The 22758-nt window shown below is 68.3% G+C and carries 31 protein-coding genes and 1 pseudogene; 15 read left to right on the top strand and 17 right to left on the bottom strand.

Features of this window, described 5'->3' with window-relative positions; genetic code table 11:
• Nucleotides 1-6: 6 nt before the first annotated feature.
• Complete coding sequence (locus ACIQWX_RS18320) at nt 7-342, bottom strand: DUF6355 family natural product biosynthesis protein (protein WP_400871920.1); 336 nt, start codon at nt 340-342, stop codon at nt 7-9.
• Between the two features lie 337 nt (nt 343-679).
• On the opposite strand from ACIQWX_RS18320, the gene ACIQWX_RS18315 reads away from it, so the two are divergent.
• Together ACIQWX_RS18315 and ACIQWX_RS18310 are read left to right on the top strand one after the other, a co-directional pair.
• Nucleotides 680-2932, top strand: coding sequence for an ATP-binding protein (locus ACIQWX_RS18315; RefSeq protein WP_400871917.1), 2253 nt, complete (start codon nt 680-682; stop codon nt 2930-2932).
• Entirely contained in the window at nt 2929-4263 is a 1335-nt protein-coding gene (locus ACIQWX_RS18310) for an FAD-binding protein (RefSeq protein ID WP_400871914.1), read from the top strand. Before ACIQWX_RS18315 ends, ACIQWX_RS18310 begins: the two co-directional genes overlap by 4 nt.
• A gap of 192 nt (nt 4264-4455) precedes the next feature.
• Here ACIQWX_RS18310 and ACIQWX_RS18305 read toward each other — a convergent pair whose 3' ends face one another.
• The 3 genes from ACIQWX_RS18305 to ACIQWX_RS18295 form a co-directional block, all read right to left on the bottom strand.
• Nucleotides 4456-4629, bottom strand: a complete 174-nt coding sequence (locus tag ACIQWX_RS18305; RefSeq protein ID WP_400871911.1) for a hypothetical protein — start codon at nt 4627-4629, stop codon at nt 4456-4458.
• 81 nt (nt 4630-4710) lie between these two features.
• A complete protein-coding gene (locus tag ACIQWX_RS18300; protein WP_400871908.1) occupies nt 4711-4887 on the bottom strand; it encodes a DUF397 domain-containing protein in 177 nt (58 codons plus the stop codon).
• Complete coding sequence (locus ACIQWX_RS18295; RefSeq protein WP_400871905.1) at nt 4884-5720, bottom strand: Scr1 family TA system antitoxin-like transcriptional regulator; 837 nt, start codon at nt 5718-5720, stop codon at nt 4884-4886. Before ACIQWX_RS18295 ends, ACIQWX_RS18300 begins: the two co-directional genes overlap by 4 nt.
• A gap of 179 nt (nt 5721-5899) precedes the next feature.
• On the opposite strand from ACIQWX_RS18295, the gene ACIQWX_RS18290 reads away from it, so the two are divergent.
• From ACIQWX_RS18290 to ACIQWX_RS18280, 3 genes are all read left to right on the top strand, one after another.
• Nucleotides 5900-6130, top strand: a complete 231-nt coding sequence (locus ACIQWX_RS18290) for a hypothetical protein (RefSeq protein WP_400871902.1) — start codon at nt 5900-5902, stop codon at nt 6128-6130.
• Nucleotides 6131-6729: 599 nt separating this feature from the next.
• Nucleotides 6730-6930: a hypothetical protein gene (locus ACIQWX_RS18285; protein ID WP_400871899.1), complete on the top strand. Its 201-nt coding sequence runs from the start codon at nt 6730-6732 to the stop codon at nt 6928-6930.
• Between the two features lie 19 nt (nt 6931-6949).
• Entirely contained in the window at nt 6950-7720 is a 771-nt protein-coding gene (locus ACIQWX_RS18280) for a Scr1 family TA system antitoxin-like transcriptional regulator (RefSeq protein WP_400871896.1), read from the top strand.
• On the opposite strand, the gene ACIQWX_RS18275 is transcribed toward ACIQWX_RS18280, so the two are convergent.
• Nucleotides 7717-8838: a helix-turn-helix domain-containing protein gene (locus tag ACIQWX_RS18275; RefSeq protein ID WP_400871894.1), complete on the bottom strand. Its 1122-nt coding sequence runs from the start codon at nt 8836-8838 to the stop codon at nt 7717-7719. The genes ACIQWX_RS18280 and ACIQWX_RS18275 overlap by 4 nt on opposite strands.
• Before the next feature lie 131 nt (nt 8839-8969).
• Nucleotides 8970-9410, bottom strand: a complete 441-nt coding sequence (locus ACIQWX_RS18270; RefSeq protein WP_400871891.1) for an NUDIX domain-containing protein — start codon at nt 9408-9410, stop codon at nt 8970-8972.
• A gap of 138 nt (nt 9411-9548) precedes the next feature.
• Between ACIQWX_RS18270 and ACIQWX_RS18265 the strand changes: the two genes are divergently transcribed.
• Genes ACIQWX_RS18265 through ACIQWX_RS18245 form a run of 5 tightly spaced genes read left to right on the top strand, consistent with a single transcriptional unit; the run spans nt 9549 to nt 12577 of the window.
• Nucleotides 9549-10307, top strand: coding sequence for a TauD/TfdA family dioxygenase (locus ACIQWX_RS18265; RefSeq protein WP_400871888.1), 759 nt, complete (start codon nt 9549-9551; stop codon nt 10305-10307).
• A complete protein-coding gene (locus ACIQWX_RS18260) occupies nt 10304-10627 on the top strand; it encodes a hypothetical protein (RefSeq protein WP_400871885.1) in 324 nt (107 codons plus the stop codon). Before ACIQWX_RS18265 ends, ACIQWX_RS18260 begins: the two co-directional genes overlap by 4 nt.
• A gap of 37 nt (nt 10628-10664) precedes the next feature.
• Entirely contained in the window at nt 10665-11123 is a 459-nt protein-coding gene (locus ACIQWX_RS18255) for a glycine-rich domain-containing protein (RefSeq protein WP_400871882.1), read from the top strand.
• A gap of 13 nt (nt 11124-11136) precedes the next feature.
• Nucleotides 11137-12030: a phosphotransferase family protein gene (locus tag ACIQWX_RS18250; protein ID WP_400871879.1), complete on the top strand. Its 894-nt coding sequence runs from the start codon at nt 11137-11139 to the stop codon at nt 12028-12030.
• Nucleotides 12031-12082: 52 nt separating this feature from the next.
• Entirely contained in the window at nt 12083-12577 is a 495-nt protein-coding gene (locus ACIQWX_RS18245) for an NUDIX hydrolase (RefSeq protein ID WP_400871876.1), read from the top strand.
• On the opposite strand, the gene ACIQWX_RS18240 is transcribed toward ACIQWX_RS18245, so the two are convergent.
• Nucleotides 12567-13181, bottom strand: coding sequence for a GNAT family N-acetyltransferase (locus ACIQWX_RS18240; protein ID WP_400871873.1), 615 nt, complete (start codon nt 13179-13181; stop codon nt 12567-12569). The two genes, ACIQWX_RS18245 and ACIQWX_RS18240, sit on opposite strands and share 11 nt — an antisense overlap.
• A gap of 40 nt (nt 13182-13221) precedes the next feature.
• Nucleotides 13222-13926, bottom strand: coding sequence for a hypothetical protein (locus ACIQWX_RS18235; protein WP_400871870.1), 705 nt, complete (start codon nt 13924-13926; stop codon nt 13222-13224).
• A gap of 258 nt (nt 13927-14184) precedes the next feature.
• Here ACIQWX_RS18235 and ACIQWX_RS18230 point away from each other — a divergent pair, with 258 nt between their 5' ends.
• Entirely contained in the window at nt 14185-14406 is a 222-nt protein-coding gene (locus ACIQWX_RS18230; protein WP_400871867.1) for a DUF2188 domain-containing protein, read from the top strand.
• A 66-nt stretch (nt 14407-14472) separates the two neighbouring features.
• On the opposite strand, the pseudogene ACIQWX_RS18225 reads toward ACIQWX_RS18230, so the two are convergent.
• Nucleotides 14473-14736, bottom strand: a pseudogene (locus ACIQWX_RS18225) (SOS response-associated peptidase family protein); the annotation flags it as partial.
• Between the two features lie 42 nt (nt 14737-14778).
• On the bottom strand, nt 14779-15162 hold the full coding sequence (locus tag ACIQWX_RS18220; RefSeq protein WP_400871864.1) for an STAS domain-containing protein: 384 nt from the start codon (nt 15160-15162) through the stop codon (nt 14779-14781).
• 413 nt (nt 15163-15575) lie between these two features.
• Here ACIQWX_RS18220 and ACIQWX_RS18215 point away from each other — a divergent pair, with 413 nt between their 5' ends.
• Nucleotides 15576-16403 carry a SigB/SigF/SigG family RNA polymerase sigma factor gene (locus ACIQWX_RS18215; RefSeq protein WP_400871861.1) on the top strand — a complete coding sequence of 276 codons (828 nt, stop codon included), beginning with the start codon at nt 15576-15578 and terminating at the stop codon, nt 16401-16403.
• Between the two features lie 15 nt (nt 16404-16418).
• Here the strand turns inward: ACIQWX_RS18215 and ACIQWX_RS18210 are convergent, their stop codons facing one another.
• On the bottom strand, nt 16419-16520 hold the full coding sequence (locus ACIQWX_RS18210; RefSeq protein WP_400875800.1) for an ATP-binding protein: 102 nt from the start codon (nt 16518-16520) through the stop codon (nt 16419-16421).
• Nucleotides 16521-16853: 333 nt separating this feature from the next.
• On the opposite strand from ACIQWX_RS18210, the gene ACIQWX_RS18205 reads away from it, so the two are divergent.
• A complete protein-coding gene (locus ACIQWX_RS18205) occupies nt 16854-17651 on the top strand; it encodes a GAF and ANTAR domain-containing protein (RefSeq protein WP_400871858.1) in 798 nt (265 codons plus the stop codon).
• 387 nt (nt 17652-18038) lie between these two features.
• A complete protein-coding gene (locus ACIQWX_RS18200) occupies nt 18039-18485 on the top strand; it encodes a CBS domain-containing protein (protein ID WP_400871855.1) in 447 nt (148 codons plus the stop codon).
• Here the strand turns inward: ACIQWX_RS18200 and ACIQWX_RS18195 are convergent.
• Nucleotides 18472-19770, bottom strand: a complete 1299-nt coding sequence (locus ACIQWX_RS18195; protein WP_400871853.1) for an SLC13 family permease — start codon at nt 19768-19770, stop codon at nt 18472-18474. The two genes, ACIQWX_RS18200 and ACIQWX_RS18195, sit on opposite strands and share 14 nt — an antisense overlap.
• Before the next feature lie 632 nt (nt 19771-20402).
• Between ACIQWX_RS18195 and ACIQWX_RS18190 the strand changes: the two genes are divergently transcribed.
• Entirely contained in the window at nt 20403-20654 is a 252-nt protein-coding gene (locus ACIQWX_RS18190) for a hypothetical protein (RefSeq protein ID WP_400871850.1), read from the top strand.
• Here the strand turns inward: ACIQWX_RS18190 and ACIQWX_RS18185 are convergent.
• From ACIQWX_RS18185 to ACIQWX_RS18165, 5 genes are all read right to left on the bottom strand, one after another.
• Nucleotides 20608-21126: a chromate transporter gene (locus tag ACIQWX_RS18185; protein ID WP_400871847.1), complete on the bottom strand. Its 519-nt coding sequence runs from the start codon at nt 21124-21126 to the stop codon at nt 20608-20610. The genes ACIQWX_RS18190 and ACIQWX_RS18185 overlap by 47 nt on opposite strands.
• Nucleotides 21123-21506 (bottom strand): VOC family protein, encoded by a 384-nt coding sequence (locus ACIQWX_RS18180; protein ID WP_400871844.1) that lies wholly within the window; start codon nt 21504-21506, stop codon nt 21123-21125. Before ACIQWX_RS18180 ends, ACIQWX_RS18185 begins: the two co-directional genes overlap by 4 nt.
• On the bottom strand, nt 21503-22237 hold the full coding sequence (locus ACIQWX_RS18175; RefSeq protein ID WP_400871841.1) for an ArsR family transcriptional regulator: 735 nt from the start codon (nt 22235-22237) through the stop codon (nt 21503-21505). Before ACIQWX_RS18175 ends, ACIQWX_RS18180 begins: the two co-directional genes overlap by 4 nt.
• 98 nt (nt 22238-22335) lie before the next feature.
• The gene (locus ACIQWX_RS18170; RefSeq protein ID WP_400871838.1) at nt 22336-22566 is read right to left on the bottom strand and encodes a heavy-metal-associated domain-containing protein; all 231 of its coding nucleotides are present in this window, start codon (nt 22564-22566) and stop codon (nt 22336-22338) included.
• Nucleotides 22567-22580: 14 nt separating this feature from the next.
• Complete coding sequence (locus ACIQWX_RS18165) at nt 22581-22706, bottom strand: hypothetical protein (RefSeq protein ID WP_400871835.1); 126 nt, start codon at nt 22704-22706, stop codon at nt 22581-22583.
• Nucleotides 22707-22758: the final 52 nt, after the last annotated feature.

Here is a 22758-nt window from a genome sequence, read left to right as displayed (position 1 = left end):
GCGACTTCACGCGGGGCCGTAGTATCCCGGGTCGCAGCCGACGCCGCCGTTCCACCAAGCGCCGATCACGCGCCAGCGGATCACCGGCTGAAGGTTCGTGGTCCCCGGCCCGACGCAGTAGTGGTACAAGTTGAAGAAAATGTCCTGGACATCGAGCATCACGGTCGACCCGGAACCGTTGTCGCAGTGGATGTACTCACCTCCGCCGTCGTAGCCACAAGCAGCGATTTCGACCCCCTCCGAGATCGGCAGCGCGGAGGCTTCCACTGCCGCAGAACAGCCGAACGACACGACGATCGCCCCGATGACGGAAGCGCGCTGAAGACACGTCGAAATGAACATCGGAATCTCCAAGAAGTTGTCGGTTCGCCAAGGGCCGCACAGTCGTCAGTGCGACCAGACAGGTGGCCCCTCTCAGGAGCGAGGCAGAGCAGTCACGAAGCGCTAACCGTGCACCGCTCCAGACGTCACCCGTCTGGCGTCGCAGACGGGGTAACGATCACTTTCGGTACTCGATCTTCCACCTCGCGGACGATCTTGCTCGCAGCGTCCCGCGAGTTACCTGTCCCGAAGCTCTCGCGGCGTTACCCTCGTTGCCGAGGGGTACGTATCCGTCGCTCGGTGCTTCCATCCCAGGATCAGCCGGGTCGACCGCGATTACCAGGGGGTTTCTGTTTTCATGTACCAGAAACATGAAACGCGGAGAACAGAAGTCGAGAAACGAAAGACTTTCGGGTCCGAGCTTCGGGAAGTGCGCATCGCCCGCGGCCTTTCACTCACGGAGCTGGCCGCTCGCACGCACTACAGCCGAGCTCATCTCGCCAACGTCGAACATGGCCGCCGCACGGCGACGACGGAGCTGGCCGAAGCCTGCGACAACGCACTCAAAGCCGACGGCGAACTTCTGGCGTTGATTCCGCGTCCCCGCCAGAGTGACTCGCAGGCCGCGGTAACGCGTCCCGCGCAGCTGCCGGCGGCGCCGGGCCGATTCGTCGGGCGCAGCGCTCAGCTTTCCGCTCTCGACGCGGTCGCAGGGAAAACGGACCGGTTGTCGATCGCGACCGTTCACGGACCACCAGGAGTCGGAAAGACGACGCTGGCCCTCTACTGGGCTCACCGGGAAATCGACCGCTTCCCCGACGGCCAGCTGTTCACCGATCTTCGCGGTCACTCAGGACACCAATCACCGGCGAGCCCTACCGAGATCCTGGAAGACTTCCTGATCTCCCTGGGACTGACTCCCGCGGACGTGCCCTCCAGTGAGGAGAAGCGGGCAGCGCTGTTTCGCACGATGACGCACGGTCGCCGCATCTTGGTCGTGCTCGACAACGCGCTTTCTTCCGACCAAGTACGTCCCTTGCTTCCCGGCGCAGCCGGCAGCACGGTCTTGGTCACGAGCCGGGTCATGCTCACCGGGTTGGTCGTGCGCGCGGGCGCGACGCAGCTGGCGCTCGCGCCTTTCCCTGCCGGCGATTCTCTCCGTTTGCTGCGGGAAGTCGTCGGTTCGCGGGTCGACGACGAACCGGTGGCGGCACAAGCCGTCCTAGACCGGTGCGGTCACCTTCCGCTCGCCGTCGCCGTCGCGGCGGAACGCATCGCCGCTCACCCCATCCGGCTGTCCGAGCTCGCCGAGGACCTCGCCGAAGAGCGTCAGCGGCTCGCCGCCCTCGCATCGGACGAGGACGCCGACGTCCGGGCCGTCTTCTCCTGGTCCTACCGGGCGCTGCCGACGTTGGCTGCGCGAATGTTCCGAATGCTCGGCCTGCATCCCGGCAAGGAGATCAGCGTTCCGGCGGCCGCAGCCCTCGCGGAAATGCAAACCGGCCAGGCAGAGCACCTTCTCCGCACCCTCGCCACGTGCCACTTGGTCGAGGAGGCCGGCCGGGACCACTTCTGGCTGCACGACCTGCTCCGCGTCTACGCGTCCGAACAAGCACTCGCCATCGACGCCCCCCAAGACATCGAGCGAGCGCAAGTACGTGAGCTGTCGTGGTACCTCGACACTGCCGCCGCGGCGGCGCGTGCCCTCGAGCCGTTTCGGCCGTCAACCGCTGATACCGCACTACTCGGCTACGCCGAGGCGTTCGCCTGGTGCGAGCAGGAGCTGGCCAGCTTTCCTTCGGTGGTTGGGCTCGCTCTCAGGATCGGACACCTCGATCTTGCATGCCGCTTGGCCCAGGCGCTCTTCTCCTACTTCCACCTTCGCAAACCATGGACGATCTGGGAACGCACCTACCACCTCGGCCTGGAAGCCGCTGCCAAGCTCGGCGACCCTTGCCTGCAGGCTGACATGCTGACCGGCCTCGGCCTGGTCGAAGTCGGCTTGGGAAATCCGGAGAGCGGCCTCAACGCGTTTCGTCGGGGCTTGGACCTGCTGGAAATCGAGGGAGAACCGACCAGATCGGCGTGGTGCCACATCGGCATCGGGCTCGCGCACGCGGACATGGAGGACGTCGGCGCGGCCAAAAGCGCCCTCGAGCGTGGAATGGTCATCCACCGCGGGCAGAACGACCAGCACGCCGAATCGGTCGCCCTGGTACATCTCGCTGACCTCTGCCGAGGAGAGCAGCACACCGACGACGCGCTCCGGTTCGCCGACCGCGCGCTCTCACTCTGCAGGTCCATCGACGACAAGTACGGCGAAGGCCTTTCGCTCTACCAACTGGGCATGACCTACTTCGCCGCCGGCATGCTCGACGATGCGCTGAGCCAGCTCGAAGACGCCCTTGCCGTACAACGAGCCGCGCGTGATGACAAAGGTCAGGCCGACACGTTGTGGGCTCTGGCACGAACGTGGTCTGCTCGCGGCGACAGCGCTATGGCGCGCTGCCGGCTTGAAGAGGCCGCGAACATATTCGAACGGCGAGGCGATCCTGCCGAAGCCGCTGTGCGCGCCAGTATTGCCAACCTGAAGGACGGAGCCGCGAATTGACGAACGTCTTCTCTCACCTGAGCTTCGACGGCACGATGGTCATCGACCCAGCCGAGACAGCCTTCGCGGCAACCGACTTCGGCGGCATCGTCGGCTACCCGCCGCTCGCGGTACTCCGCGCCCGGTCCACAGCGGATATCGAGGCCGTTCTGCCCGTCGCAGCGGCCAACAACATATCCGTCGTGCCCCGGGGCTGCGGCCACACCAGCCTGGGACAAGCGCAGGCGCTCGACGGTCTGGTCATCGACCTGACCGCCCTGGACGAGGTGCACGATCTCACCGAAGACCAGGTGACCGTCGACGCCGGCGCGACCTGGAACTCACTTCTCGCACACACACTCCAGTACGGCCTGACCCCACGCGTCCTCACCGACTACCTCGGCACCTCCATCGGAGGCACGCTGTCAGCGGGCGGAATCGGCGGTACCAGCCATCGCTACGGAGTCCAGACGGACAACGCGCTTGCCCTCGATGTCGTCACGGCCGACGGCGCGACACGGCACTGCTCACCGACCGAGCTGCCAGACCTCTTCCACGCCGTACTGGGAGGATTCGGTCAATGCGGCGTCATCGTGCGCGCCACCCTGCCGTTGATCCCGGCACCAGCGCGCGTCCGACGCGTCAAGGTCTACTACCCCACCATCGACGAGCTGGTTGCCAACCAGCGCAGCCTGCTCGCCGAAGGCCGATTCGACTTCTTGCAGGGAGAGATCCTGCCGACCCCGGGCGGCTGGGTGTACATGCTGGACGTCGCTTCGTACTACACGCCGCCCCACGAGCCCTACGACGATGTGCTCGCTTCGGGGATCGGCTTTGTGGCTTCCCGCGACAAGATCGAGGACTTGACTTACTGGGAGTTCGCCACCCGCCTCGACGAGACCGTGACGTACCTCGAGGGCACCGGCGAATGGGAGACCCCGCACCCCTGGCCGAACTTGCTTTTGCCCGATGCGGAGCTCGATGCGTTCACGAGCGGGATCATGGCCGACCTCGAGCACGCCGACATGGGCGCGTCCGGGTTGATCCTCCTCTACCCGATGACCACCGCGGCGTTCGGCACCCCGCTCTTCCGGCTACCCGAAGGCAGCACGATCTACCTGGTCGCCGGCCTGCGCTTCGCCACGGACGCAGCGAAAGCCCAGGACATGGTCACCAAAAACCGGCGGTGGTACGACGCTGCTGTCAGCGTCGGGGGCACCAGCTATCCCACGGGAGCCATCCCGTTCACCAGCGCCGACTGGACCCGTCACCTCGGTACGGCACAGGCGGTGCTTGCCGAGGCAAAGGCTCGATACGACCCATCGAACTTGTTCCCTCGACGCTTCGCTTGAGGACTGCTGCCGGATCAGGCGATGAGTCCGACCGAGGCAGTCAGGAGGCACAGAACGCTACTGCTGCTCCACCGGGGCGGTGCCACACCCACGAGGGGGCGAACAGCCACAGCGACCTCTCCTCCCGATCGGCCCTGCGAGTCGATCATGGCAGGTTCGACCGGGGCCTGAAGTCAGCGCGGCGACGCCCCCTTACCGGCGGGTCGACACACCAGCGGGCACGCCGTCCGGGGTGCCGATGACGTCCTCATCGAGGACGTGAAGTTCGAAGCGCGCGGAGTCGTAGCCGCCGGCTTCCCACGCGAGGTCACTGTCGCCGACTCGCCACTCGCAGCCGGTCGCCCGTTCCTTCAGCAACCACGCCACGACGACCTCCCGGCTCAGCGTTCCCGACCTCGCGCGGCCAAGCTATCAAACCGTAGAACGTGCGTTCGACGGACCTGTCGGTCACGCGGTCGCGAGGCGAACCAGCAATGCGGTCCAGGCGGCTCGGTCGACCGAGAGCTGCCCGTCGGACGGCGCCTTCGAGTCACGCACGCCGACTTCGCCACCAAGACGGATCTCGACGCAGTCCTGCGTCTCGGAACTCCAGCTCGACTTGAACCAGCCGGTCGAATTCGTCACTTCTTCGCCTCCAACAGCTCGCCCTTCACCTTCGCGATGAGCTCGAGGCTCTTCTCCTTGCTCATCGCCTTACTACGCGCCGCCTCGGCTTTCTGCCGATGCGCAGCGATGTCCTCTTCGGCGTAGAGCATCAGGCCGCCGCGATGCAGCTCCAGGCTGATGATCGACGGAGCCTGGTCCGAATCGAACAGGATGAAAGACCCAGTCAGAACCGGCGTCCACCCGGCGTCGAACGGAATGATGCGCACCTGCACGTTGGGCAGCTCGATCATCTCCGCGAGGTAAGTGAGCTGCTCGGCCCACACCTCGGCTCCACCGATGGCGTGTCGGATCGCCGCCTCACCGAGGACGACGTCGAGCTTGGCCGGTGACTTGCGAGTGATCAGGTCGCGTCGGCCGATCCGAATCGCCACGCGTTCGTCGATCTCGTCCAACGGGACATCCGCATCAACCATGATGGCGCGAATGACCGCACTGGTCTGGAGTACGCCAGGGATCAGCAGCGGCGCCAGGTGCGTAACGGTCGTTGCCGTGCGCTCCGCCGCCAGCAACGCGTTCATCTGCTGGCGTCGCTCGGCGACTGTCACGGCGTGCCAACGCCCGCTCTGCCCCGCGTTCGTGGCCAGCGCCATCAGCTCGACGGCAACGTCATCGCCGATGTCGAGCGCCTCGACGATTGCCGCCACGTCCTCGGGCTTGGGGTTGCGCTCGCCGGTCTCCCACCGGGAGATCAGCCCGGAGTCCGACTCCTTGCGTCCGATGAGCACGGCCAGCTTGCGCAGCGAAATGCCCCGCGCCTCCCTCTCGCCCTTCAACGCTTCGCCGAGGTTCATCGGCGCCTCGCGGTGCTACCAGCCATGCAGCACATGCTAATGCAGGTCGACCGCGCCGCAGACATCACCTGATCAGGGCATTGCACAGTCGCGCTACCAGCGCTGACACTTGCTACCAACATTCGGTAGCACTGTCAGCGCGCAGCTCACGGCTCTGGCAGCGTAACGGGGAGGCGACCATGCGAGAACACCGCTGGCACGGAGCAGCGCTGATCGTCCCCGCGCGCACGCCGGCCGGTTCGGCGACCCAGGTAGCTCTGGGCCTGGTCGACACGACCGACGGACTCGTGCGCGCGATCCGGGTCGGCACCGACGGCCCGCCCGCGATCCTGCCCCGGCAGGCGATGGCCGAACTGGTCAGTCACGCCCAAGTGATGCTGGACCGCGATCTCCCCGGCGACCGGAGATAGCCGGCCGCGCACCGCTTGGGCAGTGCGCGCCACCTGATCAGCCCGGCCACTGTGCTTGCCGCGAACCAGCGCAGCGGCCGGGCACCCAACATCCGAGAGCAGATTCGATCGCGGAGATGCACGATGCCCACCGCACCTTCAAAACACCGGCTCCAGCCACGCTTGTTCTGGGTTACCGAGGCCTCGACCGGTACCAACCACCTCGTCACCGAGACAGCCTTCGTAAAGGGAATGAACTCCTCCGGCACGTATCAGGGGCTCTGCGGCAGTCAGTTCAGCGCGGCACCGATGATCGAAGCGCCGCGCGGGACGTGCGCGGCGTGCCGTGCAGTTCTCGCACCCGCGCGGACACGCTGCCGCAGCGAGAAACGAGGCCTCTACTGGTGGCGGCACCTACGTGGCCAGTTCAGCCGAAACCGATGCAAGCCGAAGAATCCCTCCGGTGGTGGACCATGGTGCCGTCAGCCGAGATCGCCTGGCCATCCGAGTCCGACCTGTGGCTGGCCGAAGACCCGAACTTCGTCCTCCTATGCCGGGTTCGCGACGGACTCCGCAGACTATCCACTTCGGACCGTCGCCGGACCGGAACCGGCGCTGGCATGACCCGGGCCACGCAGCAGCTCGTCAACCTGCTCGAAGCCACGCAGTGGCGGATCTTCCTGATCGTCACCCAGCTCCGGGACCGCACGGCGACGCCTGAGGCGCAGAACGAGGTCGCCGACGAGATGGCCGAGCTGGTCGAACTGCTGCGGTCCCACGCCGACGACACCGAGTCCGGCATCGTCCCGACTTCCTATTGACCCTGGAACGAGAACCACCATGACCAATCCACCCCCTCACCTGCCCGCCCTGCTCGCTCTGAGCACCTCGCTACGAGCGGCGAGGACCCAGCGAAACATGGGCTTGCGCCAGCTGGCGAACAGGCTGGGCATCCAGGCACAAATCTTGTCGTTGTGGGAAACCGGAAAACGACCGCCGACACTTGAGGACGTGGCGCACATACTCGGATTCCTCCGGGTGGATCCCACAGAGTACAAGCGCATCATGCTGATCCGTCGCCGGCTTGACAGCCTGAACCCCTTCGAAACGTCCGGCGCGGACTCGATCAGTCTGCAACGGATCTTCGAGGACGTCGCGATCCGCATCCTGGAGTGGGCGCCGCACATCATCCCGGAACCGCTGCAGACCCCTGACTACACCCACGCGATCCTCCAGGGCAGTGCGACTCAGCCGGACGACATCGACCAGGAGCTCTTCGCGCGTCAGGTTCAGCAGCTGGACCGGCGCTCCAGCTGCTCTCACTCCGTCTTGCTGGGCGAATCGGCCACAGATGGGAACTTCGGCTCGCAACTGAACGGCGCCGCCGCGACCCGCAGCCAGCTGAGCATTAAGATCGTCCCGACGAGCGCATGCTTTGCCGGGATGATCGAGCCTTTCAGAATCTACGAGACCGCGGGAAAAGTCTTCACCGTCGCGTTGCTCCACACGCACAACACCATCTTCGTCACCGAACCGGACGCGGTGAAGCGCTACCGGTCGACGTTCCGAAAGCTGGAGCAGGAGGCAGTCGACTACCACGCGCTCGGCTAGACCGCTGGGGACAGCAGACCTCGAAGGCGCTGCAGCGCGGAACGTCCGGCCCTGGCCACGCTTGGTAGCTGTCCATGTCCAGCGGCCCGAATCGCGCGCTGCAGCTGATGCGGCAGCCGGCGGTGTTCGGCGGCCGCGATGGCCTGGGTCAGAGCCTCTTCAGCGCCGGCGTGGTCGCCGGTGGCGGCGAGAACTTCGCCTGCGGTCACTCGCTCGATGACCTGCCACTGCGGTGCCGCCGGGTTCCCGGCCGCGCCGTCCAGGACGCGGCGAGCGTCGTGTGGCCGCTCCAGAGCAAGGAGCCCGCGCGCGTGAACTTCCCTGAGGGTGAAGGCGTTGAGCAGCAGCTCGTCCCCGGCCGCCGCGTCGAGCCGACGCCGGCATCCGTCGATGGCATCGGCGAATTGATCAGGCAGTCCGGCGTCGCCGGCGGCTCGAGCGAGCAGCGTGAGTGTGGCGCCGTGCGCTGCCGTTGTCGCCGGCAACGCGGCGGCGTGCTGCAGCCGGGCGACCGCAGCGCGAGGGCGACCGGCCTTGCGCAGCTCGTTGCCGTGCATCCGCAACGTGGTCACCAGGAAGACCTCGTCGTCGAGGTGCCGGGCCAGGACGAGCGCCTTGCCGGTCCACACCGCGGCGCCGGTCAGGCGTTCCTCGGGCAGCACCGTGCCGAGGGAAACGCCGAGCGCCAGACGTGCGGAGGCGAGCAGCAGCAGCGTTTCCCGCTCCAAACGACCTTCGACGGCGCGAGCTTCGAGGCGGGCGGCCAACGGCCACAGCTCGTTGACGGCTTCGACGACGCGACCGGATTGACGTGCGATTTCGGCGAGCCGGATCACGCTGTCGCCGAACTGTACGAGCGCGGCGAAGTCGGCGTCGTCCGGGTCGGTGACACCGAGCAGGTGAAACGGCAGCCCGAGTGCGCGGGCGATGTGCCGGCGCCCCGCGACGTCGCCGGGCGCCCGCTTCCGCGTCTCGATCATCGCCACGTAGGACTTGTCGTAGCCGAGCACGGCCGCCAAGGCTTCCTGGCTGAGCCGGTTCGCCGCGCGGTAGGCGCGCAGGATGGTCGCGAGGTCCCCGGACGTCAGTGCCGCCGCGGCGGCCGGGTCCGACCACATCCACACCGCGGGTGCGAGCCTCGGCGGCCGGGACGACAGCGCTGTGGTGCCGGCCTCGCAAGTCGGGCACACCGACGTGCGACTGTAGCGGCTCAACGCCGCGCCGCAGCGTTCGCACCCGGCCACGACGGCTACCCCGCCGTCGCCGACACGCGGAGCCGCTCGAACCACGTCGCGATCGAGCGCTTGTACCCGTCGGGCATGGGCAAGCCGGGAACGTCCTGCTCGGCGAACTCGGCGACCCGGCTGTGCTCGTGGCTCAGCACCGGCGCCGCGGTGGACGCGGTGGTGCAGCCGTACGTCACGATGAAGACGTTCTTACTGGCGACGGCGATGTGGTACATCCAGGAGTCGAGGATCTCGGCGACCTCGACCGGCAGTCCGGTCTCCTCGGTGATCTCCCGCGCGACGGTTTCCTCGGGCGTCTCGCCGGGTTCGATCCGGCCGCCCGGCAGCTCCCATTCGTCACGCTCGTTGTGCACCAGCAGCACGCGGTCATCCCGGATCAGGACCCCTTTGATCGACACCGGATATCCGGCCTCCGCCACCAGCACCAGCCTCCCGCTATCCATGCACCTCGTGTCACCGACCGTAGCAGCGAGATCCAGCCGCCTGCGACGCCGTGCGGTTGACTATCTGTCAGTGGACGCCATTGATCCCGGCCCGGTGTGCTGGTCGAACCCAAGCGCGGACTGGAGGAGGTCGTTTCCATGCCCGAGATCGTCCTGCCGGACTGCCGCGTCGATGTCGGCACGGTAGGCGGCGTCGGCGAGCTGGCCGCTGTGCTGGCCTGCGACGGTGTCGCCCTGTTCGACGGCGTGCGCACCGAGCAGCACCTGCTGCAGCTGACTGCCCGGCTGGGTCACCTGGTACCCCACCGCGACAGCACCGGATCAGGCCTCACCGTGATCACCGACCGCGGCTGCGCCCGCCTCCAGATGGGACAGGCCGGCTTCAGCCGGCACCCGCTGGCCGCGCACACCGACTGCTCGGACCTGCCGCGGCCTCCGCTGCTGGTAGCCATGACGTGCGCCCGACCCGCCGAGCGCGGCGGTGACTGCGTCCTGGTCGACGGCCGCGCGGTCCACCACGAGCTGACCACGACCATGCCGGAGGCGCTGGCCGATCTGTCGGCCAGGCGCGGTGCCTTCTTCGGCGGCGCAGCCGGGATCGTGGGGAACGTCTTCGAACCCGAACGTCGCGGCGTGATCGGTATCCGGCTTCGCCGCGACGAGCTGGCCCGGTTCTCCCCGCACGTCCAGCGCTGGCTGCCGGCGCTCGCCCAGGTCATCGACCGGCACACGATCACGATCCCGACCACGACCGGCAGCGGGTACGTCGTCAACAACCGCCGCTGGCTGCACGGCCGCACCGCGTTCACCGGCCCGCGGACGATGTACCGCGCCCTCATCGAACCGCGCCCAGCGTGGCGCATTCCGGCCGGTTTCACTCCGGTGATCGCGCCATGACGACCGTCGCCGCGCCCTACTGGGTCTCCGAGCTGCGTGACCTAGTGGTTGCCCTCCAGCGCGGACGATGGGCGATCGCGCGGTGGGAAGACCTCGGCCCAGACGAGGACCTCGCCCACTGGCAGGCCGCTGTGCGGGAGGCCTGTACCACCGACATCGACCCGCTGTTCCTCGACATACCGCGACGCAGCCTCACCATCGTGCTGAACGCGGCCGTTCCCGCGCCCGACGACGAGCAGATCCACCTTTCCATTGCTGCCGTCGAAGCCAGCCGCTTCACCGGACACCCGATCCGCCTGAAGTACGACCTCGACCAGTGAGCCGCCATTTACTGCACTGTCAGAAGGAGAACTAGCGATGTCGATCACGACCAGCGCTCATCGAACCGGCCGCGCCCTCGTCTCCGACGCCCTCTTCCGCCGGCTGACCGACCGCATCGTCCAAGCCGAAGGATTCGACCGTGACCTCGCCGACCGCATCATGGATCAGGCGTTGGCTTTCCTCGTCGCGTGCGTGGCGAACGTCGGTGATCCGCTCGCGCCGAGCGAGCTGGTCGACATCGGCTGGCACACTTTCCTGCTCGACACCGGCGAGTACGCGGCATTCTGCGACCGAGTAGCCGGTCGGTTCATCCACCACGTGCCCAACGACGACGAGGCCGCCGCCGAGGCGCCCGACGAAATCCTCGCCCGCAGCGTCACGGCCATGCGCACCCTCGGGTTTCACCTGGACGACGCGCTGTGGCCAAGCTCCGCGCTCGGCAGCTGCACCGGTTGTCACAATGGCTGTCACAACGACCCGCCGCCATCGAGCTAAAAGGACTGTCGCGATGCCCCGCAGCACCTGGGAAGCACTACCCGCCGCGGTCCGCGCGGCCATCGAGCATGAGGCTGGCGACGTCCGTGAGGCCGTGCTTCCCAGCGCGGGCCGCAACTCCGACTTCTCCGCGACCCTGTACACCGCAGCCGGTCCCGTCTTCTGCAAAGGTATTGCCGAAGCGGGCGGCAAACGCGGACGCATGCACCGCCACGAGGCCGCCGTCAATCCGATCCTTCCGGTTGCGGTCGCGCCTCGTTTGCTGTGGCGGCTCGAAGCCGACGGCTGGCTTGTCCTCGGCTTCGAGCACTGCCCCGGCCGCCACGTCGACCTCTCACCCGGCTCCTCCGACTTGGACCCAACGCAAGACGCCATCGCCACAATGTCCGACGGGCTCAATGCGGTCGCAGTCGACGCGCCGGTCTTGGCAGAGCAATGGGCGCGACTGGCGGCCTGGCGACGGCTTGCCAAGGACACCCCATCCGACCTCGACCTCTGGGCTCGAGATCACCTCGACCAGCTGACGACCTGGGAAGCTGCCGCGGCCGAACTCGTCGCCGGAGACACCCTCGCGCACACCGACCTGCACGCGCTGAACCTGCTCGCCCACGAAGGAAAGGTCCGAATCGTCGACTGGGCATGGTCCCGGCGCGGCAACCCCGCCGTCGACGCAGCATTCCTCATCACCCGCCTGATCGAGGCCGGCCATGACCCCGTTGCTGCCGAGGCCCGGGCTGAGACGATGCCGATCTGGCAGCAGGCTCCTCCTCGAACAAGAACGGCTTTCGCTGTCGAGATCTGGGGCATTTGGGAGTACCTCGAACGCCATCAGCCGTTGGCGCACCGCGCTGCTCTCACCGCGGCCGCGCGAAAATGGGCGCGCTACCGGCTCTCCGCTCTACGCTGACCGATTCACCCTTCGCCAATGACCGCCGATCCGACTGCAGGAGGATCGCCACGTGACCAGCGTTCGCGAACCAGCCCTGCGTGTCGGTGCCCGCGTCCTGCTCCTCAACCGCGACGATGAGGTCCTGCTCATCCACGCCCGCGACCCCGACGACCCCGGCCACCACTGGTGGGAAATGCCCGGCGGCGGCCAGGATCCCGACGAGAAGCTTGAGGACACCGCTCGCCGCGAGATCGCCGAGGAGACCGGCCTGGTCCTGGACGAGATCGGCCGCAAGCTGTGGACTCGCGAAAGTCGCTTCACCTACCGCGGCCGCGACCACCACCGCCTCGACCACGTCTACCTCGCCCACATCGATCACGACGCACCGCAGGTCGCCCTCCGGCACTCCGCCAACGAACGCGCCGGCCTGATCGAGCGCCGCTGGTGGTCGGCCGCCGCGGTCTCGACGTGCCACGACAAGCTCCTGCCCGCTGAGCTCCCGGATCTCCTGCAGACGCTCCTCGACGATCGCTTCCCGCACACTCCCCTGGCCCTCATCGCCTGAACTCCGCGCCTCCGACGTGGGCACACGGCGGGCCAGCGCGGCGCATAGCGATCCGGGCCCGGAACGATTGCGCCACCGGGCCGTCCGGCAGCGGCGACGTCCACCGATACGACGGCACCCGCGCCACCACGGCCGCCACCAGCGTGCGACCGAAGCCGAGGCGCCGGTACTCGGCGGCGACGTGGACGTAGTCGAGGGTGGCAGTCCGGCACCTCCCGCACGGGCTCGCCGTTACCGAGCCGACCTCGGTGCCGTCGAGACGAAGTTCGATTCGGCCGGCCAGCGTGCCGGCGGCCGGCGGATGGGCGACCAGGACGAGCCCGCCGCCCGGCGCCCCGTCGGGCGTGTGCTGGACGGTGACGTCGAGCAGCGCCCACTCAGCGAGGCGCCGAGCAGCGGGCTCGCACGCTTCCTGAGCGCGGCAGACCTCGCACAGCCAGCCATGCAACCGGTAACGCTGACTGAACGGCGCGAGCTTGTCGTAGAGATCCAGGGTGAGCCAGTGCCCACGCAAACACCTCTCCACCTTCTTCGCCGCCGGCCGGATCGGAACCAACGCACCGAACTCACCGCGCGCACCCGACCGGACGACTTCGCCGATCACCGAGCACCTCGCGACGGTCCGGACCCACTCGACGGGTTGCTCATCCAGCGACCTCGCGCAGCCCACGGCCAGCCGACTCCTCGCCAGCCGCGACAGCACCACCGGGGCCCGGCAGCTGCAGCGCGACGGTGCGCGGGCGTGCAGCGGCGCCGCGGCCGCGGCGGGCCGCGACGACGTCGCGGAAGTCCAGGTGGCCGAAGCCGTCATCGGTGAGACCGCGCCACCGCCGATTCGACACGCTCAGCTCGAGATCCGCGCCCGGCCACGGACCGGCGGCGAGCAGCACCGTACCTCGGTTGCGAACCCTTCCGGCCAGCCGGCGCGCCAACTGCGGATGCATCCCGCGGGCGACGGCCGGACCGAGCACGACCAAGTCGAACCCGTCGATCAACGCCGACAACACCGCGGCGACCTCGGCCCCAGGGTCGGGGATGAGGGCGAGCCGCTCAAGCTCGACGCCCAGCTCAGCGGCGGCGGCCACGCCCACCTCGGGCATGCCGGTGATCGCTGCCCACGATCCTTCCCGGGTCGCCTCGGCGAGCAAAGCCAGCACCAGCGCGGTCGAGCCGGAGACCGACACCGCTGTCCCACGCCGCAGACCCTCGGGCACCAGCTTGGCCAGCGCCAGCGTCACCGGGAGCGACCCGACGGACGCCGAAGGGTCCGGGCTCGGCTCGCCGAGCTGCGCGGCCGTGCGGACGCCGGCGATCGCCGCAAGCCCGGCCACCGCGTCCGGCACCGCCACCACGCACCTCCAGCACCACGAACACGCACCGGAGACGCCCACGAGGGGAAGCCGCGAGCGAACCCGAACTCATCGAACACTTGTTCGGATACTGCGAGACGGTGCGGGCACTGTCAAGTCAAGCCGCGCAACCTCACCCCGCCGTGACACTGCCGCAGCGTACGGCGCTCAGCTCCGTACCCCCTGTCACCGATCGAGGTTTTGACCAGCGCAAACACAGCTAAGTGTGGCAGCCGCTTCCGGCGGAAGGAGCGAGCCATGAAGGGCGACATCGAGACCTACCACGAAAACGGCCAGTGGAAGAACAAGGTCGAAGGCCGCAGCCGCGCCGCGAACACCGCCGCTACCAAGGCCGAGGCCACTGCCAAAGGCCGGGAGATGGCCAAGGACTGCAGGGCCGAGCACATCATTCGCAACCAGGACGGGAAGATCGGCGAGCGCAACAGCTACGGCAACGATCCTCGTAACATTCCCGGCTGATGAGCGGCCGTTACACATCCACCACGAGCGACAAGGACATCGCCGCCGCTTTCGGCGTCGGCGAGATCGACAGTAGCCGTCAGCGGGGATGAGGCAGCGGCGGCGAAGAGCGACAGCTTCGAACGTCGGCTTCTCGGTAATGGACTCGCTGCGGACGTTGACCAGGCGGCTGAGCTGACCTCCGCGGCCCACGACGGTGCCGGACGGGGTCGGCGTCCGGCACCCTGCGCGGAGCCCCGTTCGAGCACGACTCTGGCTTGCGTGGGCGACGTTCCAGGACGGCGGGCGTTCGTCGCCGGCAGCCGACCGCTGGCGCGCTGAAGACCTCATGCGGGAGGACGTGGACCACGATGGCACCGAGTAGGCCGCTTGTCAGGCTTGGGAGCTGCCGCGCGCGTCTGGGCTCGAATGACGGGCGCGAGCCAGCGAGTTCACGGCTTCCTCGACGCTGCGATGAACAGGCAGGACCTGGTCCAGGCCGAGTGCGGTGATCGGCCGCAGCAGCGCTCGGCGTCGGCCGGCGACAGCGAAGGGAACGCGGGCCACGGCGGCGTCGGCAACGGTGTCGATCAAGATGGTCAGGATGCGCGCGGCGCAGAACTCGACCGCCGACGCGTCGCAGACCAGAGCCGGTGGTTGACGGTGCAGTTCTCCGGCGAGCAGCGCGGCGAGCCGGTCGGTGACGGTCAGATCGAGATCACCTACCGCGGTGACCACGCACGTATCGGCTGTACGGGTCACCTCGAACGACGCCACCGGCCGCCGTCGCGGATCCCGCGGCCGGGGCACAGGCATCGACGACATGAGCATGGCCTCCTCGAACCAACCGTGAGACCGCAGCGCCACTGCTCCAGTTCGGCCACCCGTCGCCCCTACGCTCCGGGCCGGCGAGTCGCGACGCGACGGCCACCGAGTTGAACCGCTGCACACGACGGTACAACCGATGAGCAAACGACGCAGCATCACCGCGGTCTATTTCCGATGGCAAAACAGGCGAACCAACGGCCCGTAGCCCGTGCAGCCACGGAGCAGTCTCAAAGTTCAGCGTCACCGGCCGGTTTGCCCGCTTTGCCGCGGCAACCGTACTCAACTCTCCTTTCAGGACAGTAATCCTCCACGAAGGACCAGCCGATCGTGTGATTTCGACAGCAAATGGGTACCACGTGCTCATGGTTGTCCAAGCGCCCGAACGAAATCCGTCCGCCGAGACGCCTACCCTTCCTCTGTCTCCGCAGCGCCGTTCCACCGAGTACGCCCACTGCGCTCCGCTGTTCGCCGAGCAGAGCCGCCTCCCCAAGCAGGACTCTCGGTACAGCGAATTGCGGCTGCGGTTGATCACCGAACACCTGCCACTAGCCGAACACATCGCACAACGCTTCAGCGGCCGCGGCGAACCGTTCGACGACCTGCTGCAAGTCGCGCGGACCGGCCTCATCCGCGCCGTCGACCGCTACGACCCCGAGCGGGGCGCCGACTTCCTCTCGTTCGCCGTGCCGACCATCATGGGCGAAGTCCGCCGCCACTTCCGCGACACCGGATGGTCGATGCGCGTCCCCCGCGCGCTGAAAGACCTCAAGCAGACGCTCGGCACAGCGAGCGACACACTGGCCCACGCTCTGGGGCGAGCACCCACGCCGAGCGAACTGGCCGCACACCTGGATATGGACGTCGAGGACGTGCGCGAAGGGCTGCTTGCCGCGGAGGCCTACCGCACGCACTCGATCGATACTCCCGTCCGCGGCGACGAGGACCCGGTCACGGTCGCCGACCAGCTCGCAGTCGAGGAATCCGGGTTCGCACAGTTCGACAACCACGTCGCCTTGCAGGCCGCGATGGCCACGTTGCCGGCTCGGGAGCGCGCCATCGTCAAGATGCGGTTCGTCGACGAACTCACCCAGAGCCAGATCGCACGGCGGATCGGTGTGTCGCAGATGCAGGTGTCCCGGCTGCTGGCCAAGACCCTCGAGCAGCTTCGCGCTCGCATCGTCGCCGAATAGGCCGGTCGGCCACCTTCAGAAGGTCCAGGTCATGGCGACGGTGGTGCCGGCGGCGCTGGTCTCGATCACGGCGTGATCAGCGAGGGTGTGGATCAGCGGCAGGCCGCGGCCACCCAGGAGGCTGGAGCGAAGAACGGCCTTCCCTCAACGCCGCGAGCGCGCGGGCCGACCCGATTCCGCTGCTCAACCCTGGAGAAGAGAAGGCGACCCTGCCGGCCCTTGGTTTAGACCCGGCAGGGTCTAGATCCGAAGGAGCCCGTACGGGAGATCCGGATCCATGATCCCGTTACCCGGCCACCGCGCACCGAAACACGAATCGGTCTCGTCGCGCCGCCCCAGTATGTAATCCACGTGACGGTCTCGTGGCGGCCGGACGCCCCCGCGGGCTACGTTGGTCGTCGCGATGGTTGAAAAGGCAGCCGTCTTCCGCAGCAACTCAGGGAGACAGGCATGAGCAGCGACCAGGACTGGCAGCGCGACAAAGAGGGGTTCGTCGCCGACCTCGAGCCCCATCAGTTCGCGCCCGGGCCGTTGACCCAGCAGTTCGCCCAGCTGACGCGCACCCTGCTCACCGCCCCCACCGTGGAAGACGTCCTGCAGCGCGTGCTCGAAGCCACGACGGTGATGGTCCCGGCCGCCGACCTGGCCAGCTTCACCCTGCTCGACGTCGACGGTCACTTCCACACCCCCGCCGAAACCGACGAGGTCGCCATCGAACTCGACCGGCTGCAGTACCGGTTCCGCGAAGGTCCCTGCGTCGAAGCTGCCGACCCCGGCGGCCCGGCCGTGGCGATCGCCCCCGACCTCACGGCCGAACCGCGCTGGCCTCGGTGGGCGCCGGCCGCCACGCAGCTCGGGATGGGCTCGGTCCTCTCCACCGCTCTCATCAGCGGGCCGCCCTCCGGTGAGTCCAGCGGCGCGCTCAACGTGTATTCCCGCTCCCGGCACGGCTTGGACGCCGCCGACCGCGACGTCTTGCTGCTGCTGGCCACCCACGCCTCCCTCGCCCTCGCCGCCACCGACGCCATCACGCGCGCGGAGCTGCAGACCGCGCACCTGCAGAAGGCGATCGACAGCCGCGACGTGATCGGCCAAGCCAAGGGCATCATCATGGCGCGGCGAGGCGTCTCCGCCGACGACGCTTTCGACGTCCTACGGCGAACGTCCCAGGACCTCAACGTCAAGCTCGCCGAACTCGCCCGGACGCTCACCGACCGCCACACCGAGATCGATCTGCCCGCCCGCTGACCATTGATGGCGACCTGAAGGCCGTCCACTTACCGGCTCGATTTCAGCAGGCTCGGCGATCCCGGCCGACGGATCATGGGCGGCTGCGGAGATGCGCTGGCCGGCAGTCTGCTGGATGACCTCGGCCCGACCGCCGCGCTCGACCGACTCGACGCCGTCGCCCGGATGGCCAGAAGCGCAGCGCCACCGTCCAGCAGGTTGATCAGCGAAACCCCGTCTACGTGCTGGTAATGCTTCACGAATTCAAGCAGTCGCTGCCGACCGAATGGGCTGCTGAGCCCTCAAACGTCGCCGGTTGAGCTGCTGGCCAGCCGGCCTCGAATCAAGGATATGGAAAGACGGTCTGCTGACGGCCGCGGCCCGGCGATTTGGTCGTAAGCTGCGAGAATGCACGCCGAGCAGATGGCCGAGGAGTTCCCGGTCGTGGACGTCGACTCCGACGCGCTCGAAGCCGCGCGCTCGCTGGCCGGGCGGCGGCTGCCCGGCCTCGTCGTCACCGATAAGGACGGCAAGCCGTTCTCGATCCTGCCGTCCTCGCAGGTCGTGAAGTTCCTCGTGCCGCGGTACGTGCAGGACGACCCCTCGCTGGCCGGGGTGCTGGATGAGTCCATGGCCGACCGGGTCGTGGACAAACTGAGCGGCAAAACCGTCCGCGACCTGCTGCCCGACGAGCCGCAGGAACTGGCCGCGGTCAACCACGACGACACCATCGTGGAGGTCGCCGCCACCATGGCTCGGCTGCGGTGCCCGCTGGCCGCTGTCCTGAGAGATGGCACCCTCGTCGGTGTCATCACCGCGTCCCGGCTGCTCGAACTCGCCCTCACCCCACGCTGAAGGCGAAGTACCGCAGCCACAGGTAAGGCGCGGCGACGAGCACCGTGATCAGCGTGATGACCACGCCCTTCTTCGTGAACTCCCAGAACGAGATCGGGCTGCCCGCGCGAGCGGCGATGCCGAGCACGACGACGTTGGCGCTGGCTCCGATCGCCGTCATGTTGCCGCCGAAGTCCGCGCCGAGCGCGAGGGACCACCACAGGGCTTCGGAGTGCGTGGGGTCGGGGATGTCCTGGGTGAGCGCCAAGACCAGCGGGCTCATCGTCGCCACGTACGGGATGTTGTCGATGAAGCCCGACAGGACCGCGGAGACGCCGAGGATGAGCATGACGGCCAGCAAGGCGTTGCCACCCATGGCGTCGGCAGCGAGCTTCGCGAGGTCGCCGATCACGCCGGTCTTGACCAGGGCGCCGATCATGATGAACAGCCCGGCGAAGAACAGCAGCGTCTCCCATTCGACCGCGGCGAGGTAGTCCTTCGGCTTCGCGTGCGAGACGAGGACCAGCACGCCCGCGCCGAGCAGCGCGACCACCGACGGCTCGATGTGGAACAGCGAATGCCCGACGAAGGCGGTGAACACCGCGACCAGCACGGCGCCGGACTTGAGCAGCAACCGCTTGTCGCGGATGGCTTCGCGCTCGTTGAGCTTCATGATGTCGGCGACGCGGGCCGGGTCGGCGGTGAAGGAGCCGCGGAACAGCCGGGGCAGGACCAGGGCGAACACGACGATCTCGAGCAGCACGATCGGGCCCATGTTGACCAGGAAGTCGTTGAAGCTGAGCCCGGCGCGGCTGCCGATGATGATGTTCGGCGGGTCCCCGATCAACGTCCCCGCGCCGCCGATGTTGGACGCGAACACCTCGGCGATGAGGAACGGCGCCGGCTTGACGTCGAGCCGGTCGCAGACCAGCAGCGTCACCGGTGCCATCAGCAGCACGGTGGTGACGTTGTCCAGGAACGCCGACGCGATCGCGGTGATCAGGACGAGCAGGATCAGCACCCGCAGCGGCGATCCCTTGGCGCGCTTGGCGGCCCAGATCGCGGTGAACTCGAAGACGCCGGTCTTGCGCAGCACCCCGACGATGATCATCATGCCGAGCAGCAGGAAGACGACGTCCCAGTCCACGCCGGTCTCGTGGGAGAAGAACGCGTCCTCGGAGCCGACGACCCCGAAGGCGAGGACGACGCCGGCGCCGGCGAGGGCGGCGACCATCTTGGGGATCTTCTCGGTGGCGATGAAGACGTAGGCCACTACGAACACCACGACGGCGACGACGGTGCTCATGCCGGCACCGGCCGGCCGCGGTTCGGATCCAGCACCGGGTCTCCTCCACGTCGTCTCGGCCCGCGCCCCGGCAGGGGGCGGGCTGTGCCGACCAGACTTCCCGGCGCTCCGCGGCTAAACATGCCTCATCGGCCGCGTCGAGGCAAACCGGCACCAGACGCCGTGACTTGCGCCCCACCACCAGGTCGCGGTCGTACACTCGACGTCGACCCGAGTGAACGGGGATGAACGTGGCCGATCTGTTCAATGCGCTGGTGTTGATCGCGGCCTTCCTCGTGGTGGTCGTCGCGCTGCGGTACGCCCACCGGCACACAGGCCGCCGGTAGCGCCGGCTCGGAAGCCCACAGGAGCCGGCTGACGGGTGCGTCACCGCCCCGGCGGACTAGACTGGCTCGCATCAGCCGCACCGGCGCTCGCGTCGGGCGGCGGCGCACGTCCCGCCCCTGCCCCCGGCGGTATCCCCGAAAGTGGTCGATACCGGCGGAGGACCCGATGAGCACCGCGAGTTCCCGCGCAGCGGCTCGAGCGTCTGTAGACGCTGCGATGACGCACGACGTGCTCGATATCGAAGTCGCCGACGGAGTCGCCGGTTCCGCCGCCGTCGAGTCGCCCCGCACGAGCGAGGCGTGCTCATGACCAGCGGTAACGGCCTCCACCTGGAACCGCTTCAGCGCACGGAGTCGACCGTGGCCGCCCTAAGCGGAACGTTGACCCTGGACACCTATCCGGAGCTGCGCGACGGCGTGCTCCAGGTCGCCACGGACGCGCCGGAGAGCGTCATCGCCGACATCCAGGGCCTCGAATTCGGAGACGACACCCTGATGACGGTCTTCTCTGTCATCGCCATCCGGATCGGTGCTGGCCGGGAACCCGGCTCGTCGTAGCCGCGCGCCGCCAGCCCGCCGGGACGAGCCCGGCCCCGGCGTGCACCGCGACGGCCGCCACCGCGGCCCCCGCGCCCGCCCCCGCGCCGCGCACCCACGTCGGCGGCGACCCGGCCAGGAACAGCGCCGCCAGCGCGAGGATGACGACGAGACCCGGCACGATGAACGCCGCTCCTCCGGCCAGCGCGCCGGCCCGGCCGCGGACGCGCCAGGCGGTGAAGATCGCCAGCTGCGTCGACGCCGGCCCGGGCAGCAGGTTGCAGGCGGCGATCGCGTCCTCGAACTCCTGCTCCGACAACCACTTGCGCTTCTCGACGCACAACACGCGCAGCAGGGCGATGTGCGTGGGCGGGCCGCCGAAGCCGATACAGCCGATCCGGCCCCACTCCTTCACCACGGTACCGAGACCGGGCTGCTTATCCTTTGTGGACGACGGGTCGGGGATCGGCTCCCGCTCGGGGTTCGAGGTCATCGGGCGGCGGGCTGGAACACTTCGACCGGGTTACCGGACGGGTCGTCGAACACGATCTGGCGCCCGCCCGGGCCGGCGACGACGTCGCTGCGGAATTTGACTCCGGCTTCGCGCAGTCGCGCGACCTCGGCGTCGATGTCGTCGACGATGAGGTGGATGCGGTTCCAGCCGCCCGGGCCCGGCTTGGTCCCGTCCGGCATCGGACGTCCGGCGGAGCTGGCCGGGCCGCTCAACAGCAGGCGAAGATTCCCGCGTGTCACGTCGGCGAAGGCGGGGGCCGCGCTCATCCGGACGGTGAAGCCGAGTTTCGCGGTGTAGAAGTCAATCGCGGCCTCGACATCATCGACGAGATACCGCACGCTCACCAGTTCTGTGGTCATGCCGGGCTCACCTCTTCGGGAGTGGTTGCGATCAGGAATCCGATCCGGGTGTCCAGCTCCGCGGCGACGCGCTGGAACGCCGGAAAGCCGTCGGCGTCCCGCGCCGGGTCCGGAAGGCTCCAGTGGATCATCCGGGGCCGGCCGGGGAAGTCCGGGCTGACCTCGCGGACCTTGTCGCAGAGGCTGATCACCCAGTGGAAGCGGCGCCGGCGCATCGCGTCCAGGTGGGTTGGCTCGTGCGTGAGGGTGATGCCGTAGTCGGCCATCGCCCGGACGGCGTGCGGGTTCAGCGGTTTCGGGTGGCTGCCCGCGCTGACCGCGTCGGCGCCGGTGCGGTGCCGCAGCAGAGCCGCGGCCATCGGGGACCGGCCGCTGTTCCCGGTGCAGAGGAACAACACGCGCGGCTTCGCCGGCTTCCGATCGACAGCGCCGACACCGAGGGCGGGATGCAGCGCCGCGCCGACGTCGGCCAGCGCGTCGGCACACCGGCGCAGGTCGAGGTGGTAGTAGGTGTCGCGGCCGTCGAAGCTGCTGCGCCGCGCGGTGACCAGCTCGGCCGTCCGCAGCTTCCGCAGGTGGTAGGAGACCAGGTTCTGCGGCTGGCCGACCGCGTCGACCAGCTCCCGCACCCGGCGGTCGCTGCGCGCGAGCTCCCGCAGCAGCCGCCAGCGCAGCGGGTCACTCGCCAGCCGCACGAACGGCGGCGGCTCGGAGGCAGCTGGATCAGGCACGTGGCAGACGATACATCAATTCAGATTGATACATCTACCCTCGGAGGTCGCCGCATTCAGCCCTCACCGCAGCGCGGTGAGGGCTGAACTGGCGTGGCTTACTGACCTGCGGATTCGACGGTCGCGACGTAGCCCAGTTCGGCAATCGCCGCGATCACCTCGCCGGGGCCGGCCTGGCCGGGGTCGAGCTCGACCGGGGAACAAGCGACTTTGACGGTGGACTGCGCCGCCCGCACGCCGGGCAGGTCCTCCAGCGTCTCGTCGACCAGCAGCCCGCAGCTGCCGCAGAGCGATCCTTCGACGCGGAACACGTAGGTGACGGTGGCCATGGCGAGTGCTCCTTTCAGACGATCGTGAGGGTGCCGGTGCACATGCCCATGCCGCAGGCGTAGTCGAGCTGCCCGGCTCGCAGCACGCCGAGGTCGAAGCAGCCTCCACTGAACGCCGCGGAGCACCACATCCACGGCATCCCCGACCACGACTGCCCCCAGGCCGCTGGCGACCTCCACGTCCTCGGCGCA

The organism is Amycolatopsis sp. NPDC098790 (assembly GCF_044759945.1).
Classification (GTDB): domain Bacteria; phylum Actinomycetota; class Actinomycetes; order Mycobacteriales; family Pseudonocardiaceae; genus Amycolatopsis.
This window is presented reverse-complemented; position numbering and strand designations above follow the sequence as displayed.

Bases quoted from the DNA above. Each gene is read 5' to 3' on its own strand.
- ACIQWX_RS18320 (WP_400871920.1), bottom strand. From the start codon at position 342: ATGTTCATTTCGACGTGTCTTCAGCGCGCTTCCGTCATCGGGGCGATC.
- ACIQWX_RS18315 (WP_400871917.1), top strand. From the start codon at position 680: ATGTACCAGAAACATGAAACGCGGAGAACAGAAGTCGAGAAACGAAAG.
- ACIQWX_RS18295 (WP_400871905.1), bottom strand. From the start codon at position 5,720: ATGAACCTCGGCGAAGCGTTGAAGGGCGAGAGGGAGGCGCGGGGCATT.
- ACIQWX_RS18290 (WP_400871902.1), top strand. From the start codon at position 5,900: ATGCGAGAACACCGCTGGCACGGAGCAGCGCTGATCGTCCCCGCGCGC.
- ACIQWX_RS18285 (WP_400871899.1), top strand. From the start codon at position 6,730: ATGACCCGGGCCACGCAGCAGCTCGTCAACCTGCTCGAAGCCACGCAG.
- ACIQWX_RS18280 (WP_400871896.1), top strand. From the start codon at position 6,950: ATGACCAATCCACCCCCTCACCTGCCCGCCCTGCTCGCTCTGAGCACC.
- ACIQWX_RS18275 (WP_400871894.1), bottom strand. From the start codon at position 8,838: ATGTGGTCGGACCCGGCCGCCGCGGCGGCACTGACGTCCGGGGACCTC.
- ACIQWX_RS18270 (WP_400871891.1), bottom strand. From the start codon at position 9,410: ATGGATAGCGGGAGGCTGGTGCTGGTGGCGGAGGCCGGATATCCGGTG.
- ACIQWX_RS18265 (WP_400871888.1), top strand. From the start codon at position 9,549: ATGCCCGAGATCGTCCTGCCGGACTGCCGCGTCGATGTCGGCACGGTA.
- ACIQWX_RS18260 (WP_400871885.1), top strand. From the start codon at position 10,304: ATGACGACCGTCGCCGCGCCCTACTGGGTCTCCGAGCTGCGTGACCTA.
- ACIQWX_RS18255 (WP_400871882.1), top strand. From the start codon at position 10,665: ATGTCGATCACGACCAGCGCTCATCGAACCGGCCGCGCCCTCGTCTCC.
- ACIQWX_RS18250 (WP_400871879.1), top strand. From the start codon at position 11,137: ATGCCCCGCAGCACCTGGGAAGCACTACCCGCCGCGGTCCGCGCGGCC.
- ACIQWX_RS18230 (WP_400871867.1), top strand. From the start codon at position 14,185: ATGAAGGGCGACATCGAGACCTACCACGAAAACGGCCAGTGGAAGAAC.
- ACIQWX_RS18215 (WP_400871861.1), top strand. From the start codon at position 15,576: ATGGTTGTCCAAGCGCCCGAACGAAATCCGTCCGCCGAGACGCCTACC.
- ACIQWX_RS18205 (WP_400871858.1), top strand. From the start codon at position 16,854: ATGAGCAGCGACCAGGACTGGCAGCGCGACAAAGAGGGGTTCGTCGCC.
- ACIQWX_RS18200 (WP_400871855.1), top strand. From the start codon at position 18,039: ATGCACGCCGAGCAGATGGCCGAGGAGTTCCCGGTCGTGGACGTCGAC.
- ACIQWX_RS18195 (WP_400871853.1), bottom strand. From the start codon at position 19,770: ATGAGCACCGTCGTCGCCGTCGTGGTGTTCGTAGTGGCCTACGTCTTC.
- ACIQWX_RS18190 (WP_400871850.1), top strand. From the start codon at position 20,403: ATGACCAGCGGTAACGGCCTCCACCTGGAACCGCTTCAGCGCACGGAG.
- ACIQWX_RS18185 (WP_400871847.1), bottom strand. From the start codon at position 21,126: ATGACCTCGAACCCCGAGCGGGAGCCGATCCCCGACCCGTCGTCCACA.
- ACIQWX_RS18180 (WP_400871844.1), bottom strand. From the start codon at position 21,506: ATGACCACAGAACTGGTGAGCGTGCGGTATCTCGTCGATGATGTCGAG.
- ACIQWX_RS18170 (WP_400871838.1), bottom strand. From the start codon at position 22,566: ATGGCCACCGTCACCTACGTGTTCCGCGTCGAAGGATCGCTCTGCGGC.
- ACIQWX_RS18165 (WP_400871835.1), bottom strand. From the start codon at position 22,706: ATGCCGTGGATGTGGTGCTCCGCGGCGTTCAGTGGAGGCTGCTTCGAC.